At 67.3% G+C, this 13,779-nt stretch carries 14 protein-coding genes; 9 read left to right on the forward strand and 5 right to left on the reverse strand.

Translation table 11 applies throughout. The features are described 5' to 3' along the window. Positions 1 to 60 precede the first annotated feature (60 nt). Together G6N09_RS17900 and G6N09_RS17905 are read left to right on the forward strand one after the other, a co-directional pair. Positions 61 to 555 carry a carboxymuconolactone decarboxylase family protein gene (locus G6N09_RS17900; RefSeq protein WP_083023026.1) on the forward strand — a complete coding sequence of 165 codons (495 nt, stop codon included), beginning with the start codon at positions 61 to 63 and terminating at the stop codon, positions 553 to 555. A gap of 203 nt (positions 556 to 758) precedes the next feature. Beyond that, positions 759 to 2,522 (forward strand): CocE/NonD family hydrolase, encoded by a 1,764-nt coding sequence (locus tag G6N09_RS17905; RefSeq protein WP_083023460.1) that lies wholly within the window; start codon positions 759 to 761, stop codon positions 2,520 to 2,522. Positions 2,523 to 2,526: 4 nt separating this feature from the next. Here G6N09_RS17905 and G6N09_RS17910 read toward each other — a convergent pair whose 3' ends face one another. Together G6N09_RS17910 and G6N09_RS17915 are read right to left on the reverse strand one after the other, a co-directional pair. Beyond that, a complete protein-coding gene (locus G6N09_RS17910) occupies positions 2,527 to 2,985 on the reverse strand; it encodes an SRPBCC family protein (protein ID WP_083023029.1) in 459 nt (152 codons plus the stop codon). Positions 2,986 to 3,102: 117 nt separating this feature from the next. Continuing rightward, on the reverse strand, positions 3,103 to 4,086 hold the full coding sequence (locus tag G6N09_RS17915; protein ID WP_083023032.1) for an esterase family protein: 984 nt from the start codon (positions 4,084 to 4,086) through the stop codon (positions 3,103 to 3,105). Between the two features lie 345 nt (positions 4,087 to 4,431). Here G6N09_RS17915 and G6N09_RS17920 point away from each other — a divergent pair, with 345 nt between their 5' ends. Continuing rightward, complete coding sequence (locus tag G6N09_RS17920; RefSeq protein ID WP_083023034.1) at positions 4,432 to 5,550, forward strand: DUF7159 family protein; 1,119 nt, start codon at positions 4,432 to 4,434, stop codon at positions 5,548 to 5,550. Between the two features lies 1 nt (position 5,551). Here the strand turns inward: G6N09_RS17920 and G6N09_RS17925 are convergent, their stop codons facing one another. Then, positions 5,552 to 6,112 carry a YceI family protein gene (locus G6N09_RS17925; protein WP_083023036.1) on the reverse strand — a complete coding sequence of 187 codons (561 nt, stop codon included), beginning with the start codon at positions 6,110 to 6,112 and terminating at the stop codon, positions 5,552 to 5,554. A gap of 126 nt (positions 6,113 to 6,238) precedes the next feature. Here G6N09_RS17925 and G6N09_RS17930 point away from each other — a divergent pair, with 126 nt between their 5' ends. Both G6N09_RS17930 and gnd read left to right on the forward strand, forming a co-directional pair. Continuing rightward, the gene (locus G6N09_RS17930; protein ID WP_083023039.1) at positions 6,239 to 6,661 is read left to right on the forward strand and encodes a hypothetical protein; all 423 of its coding nucleotides are present in this window, start codon (positions 6,239 to 6,241) and stop codon (positions 6,659 to 6,661) included. A gap of 106 nt (positions 6,662 to 6,767) precedes the next feature. Next, positions 6,768 to 7,787 carry a phosphogluconate dehydrogenase (NAD(+)-dependent, decarboxylating) gene (gene gnd / locus G6N09_RS17935; RefSeq protein ID WP_083023041.1) on the forward strand — a complete coding sequence of 340 codons (1,020 nt, stop codon included), beginning with the start codon at positions 6,768 to 6,770 and terminating at the stop codon, positions 7,785 to 7,787. A gap of 113 nt (positions 7,788 to 7,900) precedes the next feature. Here the strand turns inward: gnd and G6N09_RS17940 are convergent, their stop codons facing one another. Both G6N09_RS17940 and G6N09_RS17945 read right to left on the reverse strand, forming a co-directional pair. Continuing rightward, positions 7,901 to 9,031 (reverse strand): nitronate monooxygenase, encoded by a 1,131-nt coding sequence (locus tag G6N09_RS17940; RefSeq protein ID WP_083023044.1) that lies wholly within the window; start codon positions 9,029 to 9,031, stop codon positions 7,901 to 7,903. Between the two features lie 145 nt (positions 9,032 to 9,176). After that, complete coding sequence (locus G6N09_RS17945; protein ID WP_083023046.1) at positions 9,177 to 9,968, reverse strand: HAD-IB family hydrolase; 792 nt, start codon at positions 9,966 to 9,968, stop codon at positions 9,177 to 9,179. A gap of 115 nt (positions 9,969 to 10,083) precedes the next feature. On the opposite strand from G6N09_RS17945, the gene G6N09_RS17950 reads away from it, so the two are divergent. From G6N09_RS17950 to G6N09_RS17965, 4 genes are all read left to right on the forward strand, one after another. Continuing rightward, a complete protein-coding gene (locus tag G6N09_RS17950; RefSeq protein WP_083023462.1) occupies positions 10,084 to 10,329 on the forward strand; it encodes a hypothetical protein in 246 nt (81 codons plus the stop codon). Positions 10,330 to 10,457: 128 nt separating this feature from the next. Continuing rightward, positions 10,458 to 10,958: a hypothetical protein gene (locus G6N09_RS17955; protein WP_083023049.1), complete on the forward strand. Its 501-nt coding sequence runs from the start codon at positions 10,458 to 10,460 to the stop codon at positions 10,956 to 10,958. Positions 10,959 to 10,982: 24 nt separating this feature from the next. Beyond that, on the forward strand, positions 10,983 to 12,257 hold the full coding sequence (locus tag G6N09_RS17960) for a competence/damage-inducible protein A (RefSeq protein ID WP_083023051.1): 1,275 nt from the start codon (positions 10,983 to 10,985) through the stop codon (positions 12,255 to 12,257). Between the two features lie 48 nt (positions 12,258 to 12,305). Beyond that, complete coding sequence (locus tag G6N09_RS17965; protein WP_083023053.1) at positions 12,306 to 13,769, forward strand: lipase maturation factor family protein; 1,464 nt, start codon at positions 12,306 to 12,308, stop codon at positions 13,767 to 13,769. The last annotated feature ends 10 nt before the right edge of the window (positions 13,770 to 13,779 follow it).

A 13,779-nucleotide genomic window follows, 5' to 3' on the forward strand; every position in this document is an offset into this window, starting at 1 on the left:
GGCGGCGATCCGCGTCGACCGGCTCCGCCGCCCTAGCGATCGCCGCTAGTATCCCTAACCATGAGCCGAATCGGGAGTTTCGCCGCGGACGACGTGATGGGTTGGATGGTCAAATCGCCTGACCTGGCTGCAGGTATCGGTGGTTTCAGTGCCGCGGTCTACAACGCGGGCCGCCTGCCGATGCGTACCCGAGAGCTGGCCCGCATGGTCATCGCCTTCGACAACGAATGCACCGTCTGCGTCAACACGCGCGACGCAGATGGTCCGGCGGCCGGGGTCGGCGAGGACCTCTACGAGCACGCGGCAGAGTGGCGGACCTGGCCTGGTTACAGCCCGCAGGAACGGCTCGCCGCCGAGTTCGCCCACCGCTTCGCCACCGACCACATCAGCCTGCGCGACGACGAGGACTTCTGGTCGCGGTGCGCACCGCACTTCACCGACGAGCTGCTCGCCGACCTCGCGTTGTCGTGTGCCCTGTGGGTCGGTATGGGCCGAGTGTTGCGCACCCTGGACATCGGACAGGCCTGCTCGCTTACCCTGCCCAGCCGCGCTTGACCCGCACGGGACGGCCGCGCCGGGTCGGATGGGCGTTGGTCGGGGCGGCCGCAGTTGCAGCTGGGGCTGGGGCCGCTGGATTCGCCGCGCGCCGATTCGCAGGCCCTCGGAAACGCAAGCCGAGTGCATCGCCGCTGAGCCCGGAGTGGACCGCCGGGCCGGCCCGTTACGGCGTCGGGGTACGGCGCAACGTCGCCGTGGAGATGAGCGACGGTGTTGTGCTGCGCGCCGACGTGCATTACCCCACGGTCGCCGAGACCGGTGCGCCCGCCGACGGGCCGTTTCCCGTGCTGTTGGCGCTGACGCCCTACGGCAAACTGGCGCCGCCCCCGGCCGCGCAGATCGGCGGCGGTCCGACCCCGCGGCTGATCAAGCGCGGCTACATCGAGGTGATGGTCGATGTTCGCGGTACCGGGGCATCCGGTGGTTCCTTCGCGATGTTGAGCGCCGACCAAGCCCGAGACGGCGCCGAGTTGGTCACCTGGGCGTCGACGCTGCCGAATTCCAATGGCCGCGTAGGCATGTTCGGAATCTCCTATCTGGCGATCAACCAATTGTTCACCGCCGCGGCGGTGGGCCCCGATTCGCCGCTGAAGGCCGTCTTTCCGGTCATGGCCGCCAACGACTTCTACCGCGACGTCGCAACCATGGGCGGCGTTCTGCACCTGCCTGCCGTCCGCGGCTACGGTGCGATCTACTCGCTGCTGAACCTGATCAACCCGGCGTTGGAGTTCGTCACCCCCGGCGGACATGCCCGCCCCCGGGCGGGAGGACTCGCCGCGGTTCGCCAGCGTGGCAAAGACCAGCGCAGCTACTTCGGACCGTTGACCGCAGAAGCCCGCGGCGGCGGCGACGCCGCCTATGACGGTTCGGTGTGGGAGACCATGCGGCCCGACCGGGTGCTGTCGCAGATCGCCGCCAATAAGGTGGCCGTCTTTCTGGTCGGTGGCTGGCACGACGCCTTCCAGCGGGGAGCGCCGCTGAACTACGCGGCGTTGCAGAATGCCGCGACCGGCCGACCCGCGAGCGACCCGATGCAACCGGGGCAACCCCTGACGGACCGGATCAGGCTCCTGATGGGCCCCTGGTATCACGTCTCGGACTTCGGTGGTCTGCGTATGCAGGATCTGCAGATGCGCTGGTTCGACTACTGGCTGAAAGACGATGAGACCGCGGCCATCTCCGGCCCACCGCTTGCGTTCCAGCCGATCGGCGACCACCGTTGGTACCACACCCGCGAGTACCCGATCCCCGAAGCGACGCCGACCCGGCTGTACTTGGCACCGTCAGGGCTGTTGAGCGCCGACCCCCCCGCCAGGCCGAGCCTGGCAGCCTTGCCCTACCGCTCGCGCGGCCCGGTATCCGGGCGCAGCCTGGAGCAGTGGTCATTGGGGCTGAACAGCTACGCGACCACGGCTGCCGGCGGCCGCACCCGACACGACCAGGACAACCGTCGGGCGCAACGCGGTGCGTTGACCTACACCACCGAGGCGTTCGACTCACCGACCATGCTCGCCGGCCCGATCACGCTGCACGTGCACGCGACGGCCGACACCACCGAGACATTGTGGGTCGCTCACCTGGACGACGTGACACCGGACGGGGTCAACCGCCCGCTGACCATGGGGGCACTGCTCGGTTCGCACCGCGAGCTGGACCCCGACCGCACCTGGTATCTGCCGGACGGCACCGTGCTGCGCCCGCATCACATCAGCACTCGAGCCGCGGTGCGCCCGGTGGAGCCCGGCGAGCTGACCCGCTACGACATCGAGATCTTCCCCACCGCGGCACTGATGGCGCCGGGGCACCGTCTGCGACTGACGTTGACCACCTACGACTTCCCGCACTTGGTGCCGAACGCGTCGGCACGGGAGGCATTGGCGGGAGGTCTCTACCACGTCAACCAGGGTGGACCCACCCCGTCGTTCCTGTTGGTGCCGTTGGCTGACCCGGACAGCCTGAACTGATCGACTAGGCCTGTTCTGCGACGTCGCGGATTCGTTCCAGGGTTCGGCGCATATCCCGAATATTGTTGCGCTGCCGCAAGAATCCGCCGAATAACCAGTAATACACCTTGGTCAGGAACGATTCGGTCAGCCGGAAAGATTCGGTGACGTCCGTACCGTCTGCGGTGGGTGTGAGCGCGTAGCGCCAGTGGTTCACCGCACGATCACCGGCCAGCACCTCAAAACCGAACACTCGATTCGGCTCGCATTCGGTGACCCGACAGGTGGTCCAGTACACCGGCCCGATTCCGTTGCGCCGGACATGCCCACGAAACCGAGCGCCCACCGCTGGACCGTCGGCTCCATCGAGCCATTCGGCCTCGAAGGTCTCCGGCGAGAATTTCCCGATGTTGCGGACGTCGGCCACCAGATCCCAGATCCGCTCGGCCGGAGCCGCCATATGGACTGTCGCAGAACCCTGCATGCCGGCAATCCAATCACGTTCGCGACAGCAGGGTAACCCCCTCGTGGCAAAAGTGACTGGCCCCACCCGGAAGGGGATGGGGCCAGCTACTAGAACCGAACTGCTCGGGTCAGGCGATCAGCTTCCGCCGCCGCTGGCGCCGAGGTGGCTCTGCAGGTCGGGCTTCATGGCCTGCAGCTGCTGGCCCCAGTACTCCCAGCTGTGGGTGCCGTAGTCGGGGAAGTTGAAGATCGCGTTGTTGCCACCGGCCGCGGTGTAGAGATCCTGGAACTTCTTGTTCTGGCCGATCATGAAGTTGCCTTCAAGGAACGTCGCGGGGATGTTGTCGCCGCCCAGTTCGTTGGGGCGACCGTTACCGCAGTAGACCCACAGGCGGGTGTTGTTGGCCACCAGCTTGTCGACGTTGATGGTCGGGTCGTTGCGCAACCATGCCGGGTCACTGTCGGGACCCCACATGTCTTCCTTCTTGTAACCGCCGGCGTCACCCATGGCCAACCCGATCCAGCTCTTGCCGTCGGAGGGGTTGATGTAGCCGGACAGGGAACCGGCGTAGGTGAACTGGTTGGGGTGGTAGATCGCCAGCGTCAGAGCCGAGGCGCCGGCCATCGACAGGCCGACCGCGGCGTTGCGGCTCTGGCTCACGCCGTACTCCGACGCCAGGTAGGCCGGCAGCTCGCTGGTCAGGAAGGTCTCCCACTTGTAGGTGGAGCAGCCCGCCTTGCCGCAGGCCGGCTTGTACCAGTCGCTGTAGAAGCTGGACTGGCCACCGACCGGCATGATCACCGAAATGCCCGACTGGTAGTACCACTCGAATGCCGGGGTGTTGATGTCCCAGCCGTTGTAGTCGTCCTGGGCACGCATGCCGTCGAGCAGGTACAGGCCCGGGGAGCCCGAGCCGCCAGGCTGGAACTGGACCTTGATGTCACGGCCCATACCTGCCGAAGGCACCTGCAGGTACTCGACCGGCAGACCCGGCCGGGAGAACGCGGATGCGGTCGCCTCGCCACCTGTCAGGCCGATCAGGCCCGGCAACGCTGCAGCAGCCACCGCGCCGACCAAAAGTCGGCGTGCCCAGCGCAATCCCTTGGTCACATCTGTCATTCCTGCCCCTTGTCGTCGTGCTGTGGAACGTTCAATCTCTCGATCGCGACGCCACGCGCCACCACTTCGGCATCGGCCCTCACACGCAGCAACGGCCGCGTTGGCGAACTTCAGCGGCCGTCCGGGATCCGACTCGTCCCATAGCATACCCGATTTTCGCCCGAGACCCGGTTAGGACAAGCGTGACGACACGCGTAGGCTCGCCACCGGTAAGCCGACAGAACCACACTGTCCTTGTGCGGTCCCCCCGCAGTTCTGGTGCCCTGCCGTCCCGTCTACGGGTGCGGCGAGATACCCGAGCTGAGGTGGTGAAATCGCAGGTCAGGACGATTGGGGCACGCGATTTTGGACACCGTACTAGGGCTCGCGATCACACCGTCGACCATCGGCTGGGTGATCGCCGATTCCGGGGGTCCCGGCTGCCCGACAATTGACGGTGAAGAAGTGCGTGTCGCCGACGGACCCGCCGGACCCGCCGGATCCGACGCGACCGCGTTGGCGGAGCAGGCCGGCGCGGTTGCCGCCCAGGTATGCAGCATGCTGGCCACTCGTGGCGAGCGACTGCATGGGGTTGCTGTGACCTGGAGCGATGATGCCGCAGTCGGCGTGGCTCTGCTGTTGGAGACGCTGGCAGATGCCGGCGTCGAGCACGTGGTTCCGGTCCGCTACAGCCAGGCTGCCGAAGCGTTGGCCGCCGGCATCGGCTCACGAGGATCGCGGCCCGCGGTCTGCATCGTCGAGACCGACGTGGCCACCCTGGTGATGCCCGACCCGGCCGGGGGCGCCAGTACTTTCGTCACCACCTGCCCGATCAGCGGTATCGACGATGTGGTCGGCTGGCTTGGTGACGCCGTGCGCGCGGGAGATCGTCGACCAGACGCGGTGATGGTGGCCGGGTCGGTTCGCGGCATGGACCGGCTCGGGCGCCGTTTGGAGTCCACGCTGTCGATGCCGGTCTTTGTTCAGGGCGGCGCATTGCAGGCGCTGGCCCGTGGCGCGGCGCTGGCCCTGGCGCCGCATGCCGAATTGACCGCAGCGCCCAGTGATGCGCCTGCCGGGAGCTTGGGGGCGGGCGCCATCGGCCGACTTCGGGCCCGGCCGCTGTCCTACGTCGCGGCGCTCCTGGCGCTGGCGGGGGCAGTGGTGACCTTGGTGGCGTCGGTCGCCGCCGCGCTGAGCCTGCAACTGGGCCCGAGCAGGGATCTCCCGGATCCGCCGCCCCATCGCGCGACGGTGGCCCGCGTCGCCGTCCCAGCCGCGCCGTCGGCGGCCGCCCCAGCGCCGGCCCCGCCTCCGGCGGTCACGGCACCCCCGGCGGAGACGCCCGAGAACACACCCGACGAGTTCGGTTCGCTGTGGGATGCGCCGGAGGACGACCCGGGGCTGGTTGCTCCCGCGCCGGCGGGAGTTTCATCCCAGCTGGAACGCATCCGGGACCACATCTTCGGCCAGCCCGGCCGCTGAGTCAGGCCGGCTCCGGCACGTCGGCGGCGGTTCCGGCAAAGGACACCGTCACCTCGTCGGCGACCTGCATGGCCCCCATCAACATCGAATAGCGCCGCACACCGAAGTCGCTGTGGCGCACCTGGGTGTCGCCGCTCACCCGCCAAGAGCCGCCGTCCTCGGCCACCTCGACGGTGATGACGTGCTGTCGCGTGCGTCCGTGGATCTCCAGCTCGCCGGTCAGGCGATAACCGTGGTCGGTCGGCGCGATGTCGGTGGAGGTGAATCGGATCAGCGGATGCTTGGAGCTGTCGAGGCATTTGAGCGCATTGGCCCGGATCAGCGCCTTCTCGGGCGCCGTCAACGGGGTCATGCCGCCTTCGCCCTGCAACACCCGCAGCGAGTCCACCTCGACGGTCAGCTCCACGGCCGCGGGTTGCGTGCCGTTCCAGGTCACCGCCGCCGCCCAGCGGTCCATCACGATCGTGAGCCGATGGCCCATCTTCGATGCGCGCCCGGCCACGCCCGTTTTGACCAGCAGTTGGCCGTGCGATGGGTCGAGCTGCGCCTGTGTCGCGGTCATCCGCGGCACTCTAGCGCTCTGCGTGGCGAGGGGTTTCGATGGATTCGCGATGGCATGCCGCAGCCACCCGTTAGGCTCTGACGCGTCGCCGACGGGTGGCCTGGAACGACAGACTGAGGGCGAAGAATGATTCGTGAACTAGCTGCAGCTGCTTTCATCGCGGGAGCCGCGGGTGCAGTAGCTATCAGCGCCGCACCGGACGCCGCTGCCTACCCAGGTGACGTGCCGGGCATGGTCGATGGCCAACGGCAGGGCGACGCCTGCTTCAGCTGGGAGCGCTTCATCTACGGGCACGGCCCCAACGGCCAGGCACTGGCCTGTCACTTCATCGCCAACCAATTCCCGGCCAAGGAAACGGGGTTCTGGCAGGTCTCCTACCCGCTCTACGGCGTTCAGGAAATCGGCTCGCCCTGCCCCAATCCGCAGTCGGCCGCGCAGTCAACCGACGGACTGCCGTTGCTGTGCCTGGGGGCGCGCGGCTGGCAGCCCGGGATCTACACCGGTGGCATCGGCCCCTACTTCCCGCCGGGAATCGCCCAGGTGGGCTGACCGACCCGGGTGACCGCGTCCGGCGCTTTCGCCGGCCAGCTCTCGCCCAGGCAGCTGCGCTAGTTTCGAGCGGACGACGGCCGCTCACGGTAAGGAGCAGCGCACCATGCAACTGGGAATGATCGGTCTGGGCCGGATGGGCGCCAATCTGGTTCGCCGGCTGGTCGACGGCGGTCATGAGTGTGTGGTCTATGACCACGACACCGCCGCGGTCACCGCACTTGCCGCCGAGCCCCGCACCACCGGGGTGTCCTCGCTGGCCGAGCTGGCGGCGCGGCTGTCCAGCCCGCGCGTGGTGTGGGTGATGGTGCCTGCCGGTGATATCACCACCGGGGTCATCGATGAGCTCGCCGGCGTCCTGGCGGCCGGAGACATCGTGATCGACGGCGGCAACTCTTACTACCGGGACGACATCAAACACGCAAAGACCTTGACAGACAAGGGTATTCGCTTACTTGACTGCGGAACGAGCGGCGGTGTGTGGGGGCGTGAACGCGGATACTGCCTGATGATCGGCGGAGATCGCGCCGCGTTCGACTACGCCGAGCCGATCTTTGCCACGGTGGCGCCGGGAGTGGACACGGCGTCGCGCACACCGGGCCGCGTGGGCGAGATCGCCCAGGCCGAGAACGGCTACCTGTACTGCGGCCCGACGGGGGCCGGGCACTTCGTCAAGATGGTTCACAACGGTATTGAGTACGGGATGATGGCCTCGATCGCGGAGGGGCTGAACATCTTGCACCACGCCGACATCGGCAAGCAGGACCAGCACGGTGACGCCGAAACCGCGCCCTTGGCTAATCCCGAGTTCTATCGCTACGACATCGATGTCGCGCAGGTCGCCGAAGTCTGGCGGCGGGGCAGTGTGATCGGTTCCTGGCTGCTGGACCTGACCGCCAGCGCCTTGCACAAGTCGCCGGACTTGGACGAATTCGCCGGTCGGGTCTCCGATTCCGGTGAAGGGCGCTGGACCGTGATCGCCGCGATCGATGAGGGTGTGCCGGCGCCGGTGCTCACCACCGCACTTTATTCGCGGTTTGCCTCGCGCCAACTGTTCGAGTTCGGCGCCAAGGTGCTGTCGGCGATGCGCAAACAATTTGGCGGGCACGACGAGAAGCCCGGGTGATCGCACCACTCGCGGTGCTCTGCAGACGGCAACGGGTTCACCGCCGCGACTGATCGCGACGGTGAACCCGTGGCAGCTGCTCTGGTTACCGCTGGGCTCCAGCGGTGGTCGATCTAGACGCCCGAGGCCTCGTTGAGCGCTTCGAGGGTGCCGGTGGCCTCGAGGTACTCCTGAACCCACCGCTCGATGACGGTCGCGGTCTTCTCCACCTTGGTGAACTGCCCGACGACCTGACCGACCGGGTTGAATGCGACATCCACGGTCTCGTTGGGGTACTTGTTCGTGGCGCGCACGGCCATGCCGGAGACCATGTACTGCAGCGGCATGCCCAGGGGCTTGGGGTTCTCCGGCGCTTCCCACGCCTCGGTCCACTCATTGCGCAGCATCCGGGCCGGCTTGCCGGTGAAGGAGCGGCTGCGGACAGTGTCGCGGCTGCCGGCCTTGATGTAGGCGGCGTGCTGGGCCTCGGTGTTCGAAGACTCCTCGACCATCAACCACTGCGAACCGGTCCACGCACCCTGCGCGCCCAGTGCCAGCGCCGCCGCGATCTGCTGACCGCTGCCGATGCCGCCTGCCGCCAGCACGGGAACCGGTGCCACTGCCTTGACGACCTCGGGCCACAGCACGATCGAGCCGACGTCGCCGCAGTGGCCGCCGGCCTCGCCGCCCTGGGCGATGATGATGTCCACACCGGCCGCAGCGTGCTTCTGGGCTTGGCGGGCAGAGCCGCACAACGCGGCGACCTTACGGCCCGACTCGTGGATGTGGGCGATCATGTCGGCCGGGGGAGTGCCCAGCGCGTTGGCGATCATCGTCACCTTCGGGTGCTGCAGCGCCACCTCGACCTGGGGGGTGGCGGTCGCCTCGGTCCAGCCGAGGAGTTGCAGGCTGTCCTCGTCGGCGTTCTCGACGGGCACACCGTGGTCGGCCAGCAGTTTCTTGCCGAAGTCGAGGTGCTGCTGCGGTACCAGCTTGCGCAGCGATTCGGCCAGGTCCTCGGCCGACTGGCCGGAGTCCATGCCTTCGTACTTGTTGGGGATGACGATGTCGACGCCATACGGGTGGTCGCCGATGTTCTCGTCGATCCACTTCAGCTCGATCTCGAGCTGCTCCGGCGTGAAGCCCACCGCGCCCAGCACCCCGAATCCACCGGCCTTACTCACCGCGACGACCACGTCGCGACAGTGGGTAAAAGCGAAGATCGGGAACTCGATGCCGAGTTCGTCGCAGAGGGGAGTGTGCATGACCTACTCCTTAAACGGGGCCGGTTGATTGAAGTGGAACGTGTTCTAATTAAGTACCAGACGCGGCGTCACGAGGCCAGTCAGGCCTAGGTGGGCTGGTAAAACCTAACACTACCGCCAATCGTGTCTTGGAGCATCGGGCAGCTCAGCGGGTGGAGACCGCGCGCAGCAGCGCCGCCCCGAAACCCGCGACGCTGCGCAAGGATCGGCCGCCGCCTGTGCCGGGGGCGGTGACCCGCAGCACCGGCCAGCCGTGGGCGGCGGCCAAGGCCGCCAGCCGCGGACGTGGATTGACCGGTCGAGGCCGGCCCACCAGGGACATCAACGCGGCGTCCTCGTCGCCGTCGGCGTAAAAGAAGCTGGCGGTGAGGTCGACGTCGTTTTCCGCGCAGAACCGCTGCACCGTGCTCGCCTTCTGGGGACCCCACACCACGGGCTTGACGATGTCGCCGGTCAGGAGACCCGATGCGTCCAGTTCGAAGCGGTTGCACAGCACCTGCTCGATCCCCAGAAAGCGGGCGACCGGGGCGGCGTGGATGGTCAGTGCCGAGGAACTGAGCACCACGGTGTGACCACGCCGTTGATGGGCGCGCACGATCTCGTGCATGTGCGGATAGATCCGTCCGGTGATGTGGTCGTCGAACAGGCGGGCGCCCACCTGTTCGAGTTCCCGGATGGACTCGCCGCGCAGGTATCCCGCGGCTCGAACCAGGAGTCGTTCGAACTGCATGCGTCCCAGTCGGTACCGCACGGCCGCCTCGACAACGCCGAGCACTTCGCCGGCACGGGCCTGACGCCGGCGGATCCGGTCACCGGCATGCGCGGTGGCCGTGAATCCCGCCACCAGCGTGCCGTCCAGGTCGAAGAAAGCGCCGACCCGGGGGCCCGGGTCGGCGTTGGCGACATCGGCGATCAGATCGCTCGGAACGGCAGCCATCGCCGTCGATGGTACGGCCGGCCCGGATAAGACGCAGTGATCACGCGCCGCGTGACACGGTGACGTGGTCGGCAGCTGATAGCGTGGTCGGACTATGGATGGAAAGGTCGGCGCAGTGAGCACCGAGACCAGTGAGAACACCGCGACCGATGTGCGGGCAACCCTGTCGGAGACCGCGGAGCAGCACGGCTGGCGGCGTACCCAGCGCGAACGTGTCGATATCTACAGCCGTGGGATCTACCACGTCCACGCGATCTGGCGGGACAGCAGCACCCTCAATGGTGGAGCCCACTATGAGGACTCGATTCTGCTGACCTACACCACCGAACTGCCCAAGACTCTGGGCTGGTTGGCGCGCTGAGACCGGCTCGGTAACTGCTGCGGCTCCGGTTCGCAACGGTTGCATAAACGCCCCTCGTGTCACACAGGCATCAGTTTTCACACGGATAACTTCAGTCCCGACCTTGTTATCGGGATTGGGGAGAAGCCATGTCACGAATCCGTACGTACCTGACCGTCGCAGCCGGTGCCGCCGCCGGACTGTTCCTGGGAGCGCTGGCGTCCAGCGCCACCGCCAACGCCGACACCGTGCCGATCAACCCGGGCCTGTCCGGCGTGGTCGAGCAGATGGTGGCGTCTACGGCGAACCTCCCGCAGCAGCTGCTGCAGACCACCACCTCGGCGCTCAGCGGTACCACGTTGGCCCCGCCCGCGGCACCCGGACAGGCGCCGCTGGCGACCGCCACCTTCAACGTCCCGCCGTCGCCGAGCGCGCTGCCCCAACAGCAGGCCGCGGCCACCGGCCTGCCCGGCCTGGGCAACCTCCCGGCGAGCCTGAGTTCGGTGCTGCCGTTCCCGCTGCCGAACTTCGGTGGCCCGGCGCCGGTTCCCGCGGCGACGACGGCGCTGGCGCCGAGCGGCTACCTGCCGACGGTTCCGGTCGCACCGGTGTCGCCGATGGAGGTCATGCTGATTCCGGGCTTGCCCTGACGCTGACTGCGTAATCTCGGACCGGTGAGCGCACGCGCAGGAATCGTCGTCACCGGTACCGAGGTACTCACCGGACGTGTGGCCGACCGTAATGGACCGTGGTTGGCCGACCGGCTCCTCGAACTGGGAGTTGAGTTGGCGCACATCACGATCTGTGGTGACCGTCCCAAGGACATCGAGAGCCAGCTGCGGTTCCTGGCCGCCGAGGGTGTTGACCTGATCATCACCAGCGGCGGCCTGGGGCCGACGGCCGACGATCTGACGGTCGACACCGTCGCCCGGTTCTGCGGCCGGGACATCGTTCTCGATACCGAGCTGGAGTCGCGGATCGCCGACATCATCGCACCGATGTTGGCGCGGTACTCGGGTCCTGATGCTCCGGATCTCGAGACGGTGCTGGCGGCCAATCGCAAGCAGGCCATGGTTCCGGTCGGCGCGACGATCCTGGATCCGGTGGGCACCGCGCCGGGCGTCGTGGTGCCGGGCACTCCGACCGTCGTGGTGTTGCCGGGGCCGCCGCGCGAGCTGCAACCGATGTGGCTCAAGGCAGTCGAGACCGCCGCGGTCCAGGAGGCGTTGGCTGGCCGAACGCACTACCAGCAGCAGATGATCCGCATGTTCGGGTTGCCCGAATCCGGCTTGGCCGACACGCTGCGCCAGGCGCAGCAGGTGATCGGTGACTTCCACCGGCTCGAGATCACCACCTGCCTGCGTCGCGGCGAACTGGAGATCGTCACGCGGTATGAGCCCGACGCCGCGGACGCCTACGACCAGCTGCTGGCCGTACTACGCCAGCGACATGCACGGGCGATCTTCTCCGAGGACGGTTCCCGAATCGACGATCTGGTGGCCGACTTGCTGACCGGCCGGCAGATCGCGACCGCCGAGTCCTGCACAGCCGGCCTGCTGGCGGGGCGTTTGGCCGACCCGCCGGGCGCCTCGCGCTACCTTGCCGGCGGGGTGGTGTCCTACTCCAACGAGGCAAAAGTGGAGTTGCTCGGTGTCGATGCGGCCCTGATAGCCGAACACGGCGCGGTGTCCGAACCGGTGGCCGAAGCGATGGCGATCGGGGCGCTGCGCCGTTTCGGGGCCGACACCGCCGTCTCCATCACCGGTATTGCCGGGCCCGGTGGCGCAACGCCGGATAAGCCGGTGGGAACGGTGTGCTTCTGTGTGGCGCTGGCCGACGGCCGGATGGTCACGCGGACCACCCGGTTGCCGGGGGATCGCACGGACGTGCGGGAGCGCTCGACCACGGTGGCCATGCATCTGCTGTACCGGGCACTGTCAACCGACTGATTCCCGCGGCTGCCGGTGGTATGAACATCACACCGAGGAGTTGCAGGTGTGAGCACACAGTGGGCATGGCTGAGTGGTTCGGGGTATTGGGTCGGCCGAACGGTGCTCGAGCGCGGGATCGCGGTCATCTATGCCATCGCGTTTGTCGCCTCGGCGCGGCAGTTCCGCGCGCTGATCGGCGGGCAGGGCATGTTGCCGGTGCCGTCGTATGTGCGTCGGCGCCCGTTTCGTCTGGCCCCCAGCATCTTTCATCTGCACTATTCGGATCGATTCTTCGCCTCGGTGTGCTGGCTGGGGGCAGTCCTGGCCGCGGCGCTGGTCGTAGGCGCCGGCGAGCTGGTACCGCTGTGGGCGGTGATGGCGACCTGGCTGCTGCTGTGGGTGCTCTACCTGTCGATCGTCAACGTCGGCCAGATCTGGTACGGCTTCGGCTGGGAGTCGATTTTGCTGGAATGCGGCCTGCTGGCCGTGTTCTTGGGCAATGGCCACGTTGGCCCGCCGGTGCTGATCATGTGGCTGTCGCGCTGGCTGCTGTTCCGGATCGAGTTCGGGGCCGGGCTGATCAAGTTGCGCGGCGATTCCTGTTGGCGTGACCTGACCTGCCTGTACTACCACCACGAGACCCAGCCCATGCCTGGGCCGTTGAGCTGGTTCTTCCACCACCTGCCCCGACCACTGCACCGCGTCGAGGCTGCGGGAAACCACGTGGCCCAACTGGTAGTGCCCTTCGGCCTGTTCGCACCGCAGCCCATCGCCGGGGTCGCCGCGGGGATCATCATCGTCACCCAACTGTGGCTGGTGGCCTCCGGCAATTTCGCCTGGCTGAACTGGATCACCATCGTCTTGGCGGCCGGTGCGTTGGATCAATCCTGCTTTTCCGGAATGACTTCGGAACTGGTGCCTTTGGACCTGCCGCAATCTCCGGTGTGGTTCACCGCCCTGGGGATGGTGTTCGCCGCCGCGGTGGTGATGCTGAGCTACTGGCCGGTGCGCAACCTGGCTTCGCGTAGTCAGCGCATGAACATCAGCTTCAATCCGATTCATCTGGTCAACAGCTATGGCGCGTTCGGCACCGTGGGTCGTTCCCGGCGCGAACTGGTGATCGAGGGGACGTCGGATGCCGAACTGACCGAGCGAACGTCGTGGCGGGAGTACCAGTTCAAGGGCAAACCCGTTGCGGTGAAACGTCTTCCCCGTCAGTGGGCCCCGTATCACCTGCGGCTGGACTGGATGATGTGGTTCGCCGCATTGTCACCTCGATTCATGCTGCCGTGGCGCGACGCACTCGTGCAACGACTGCTGCGCAATGACCGGGACACGCTACGACTGTTGGGCCACAACCCGTTTCCCGACAGTCCACCGCACTTCGTGCGCATACTGCTCTACGACTACCGCTTCACCACCTGGGCTGAGTGGCGGCGGGATCGAGCCTGGTGGCACCGCAGCCTGGTAGGGGTCTATCTGCCGCCGGTCTCGGCGAGCGGGTTGCCCGCGCCGCCGAGAACTCGCTAGCGCGCTGCGG

Source organism: Mycolicibacter minnesotensis (genome assembly GCF_010731755.1).
GTDB lineage: Bacteria > Actinomycetota > Actinomycetes > Mycobacteriales > Mycobacteriaceae > Mycobacterium > Mycobacterium minnesotense.

Coding starts and splice junctions, on each gene's coding strand:
- G6N09_RS17900 (WP_083023026.1), top strand. CDS start 61: ATGAGCCGAATCGGGAGTTTCGCCGCGGACGACGTGATGGGTTGGATG.
- G6N09_RS17905 (WP_083023460.1), top strand. CDS start 759: ATGAGCGACGGTGTTGTGCTGCGCGCCGACGTGCATTACCCCACGGTC.
- G6N09_RS17910 (WP_083023029.1), bottom strand. CDS start 2,985: ATGCAGGGTTCTGCGACAGTCCATATGGCGGCTCCGGCCGAGCGGATC.
- G6N09_RS17915 (WP_083023032.1), bottom strand. CDS start 4,086: ATGACAGATGTGACCAAGGGATTGCGCTGGGCACGCCGACTTTTGGTC.
- G6N09_RS17925 (WP_083023036.1), bottom strand. CDS start 6,112: ATGACCGCGACACAGGCGCAGCTCGACCCATCGCACGGCCAACTGCTG.
- G6N09_RS17930 (WP_083023039.1), top strand. CDS start 6,239: ATGATTCGTGAACTAGCTGCAGCTGCTTTCATCGCGGGAGCCGCGGGT.
- gnd (WP_083023041.1), top strand. CDS start 6,768: ATGCAACTGGGAATGATCGGTCTGGGCCGGATGGGCGCCAATCTGGTT.
- G6N09_RS17940 (WP_083023044.1), bottom strand. CDS start 9,031: ATGCACACTCCCCTCTGCGACGAACTCGGCATCGAGTTCCCGATCTTC.
- G6N09_RS17945 (WP_083023046.1), bottom strand. CDS start 9,968: ATGGCTGCCGTTCCGAGCGATCTGATCGCCGATGTCGCCAACGCCGAC.
- G6N09_RS17955 (WP_083023049.1), top strand. CDS start 10,458: ATGTCACGAATCCGTACGTACCTGACCGTCGCAGCCGGTGCCGCCGCC.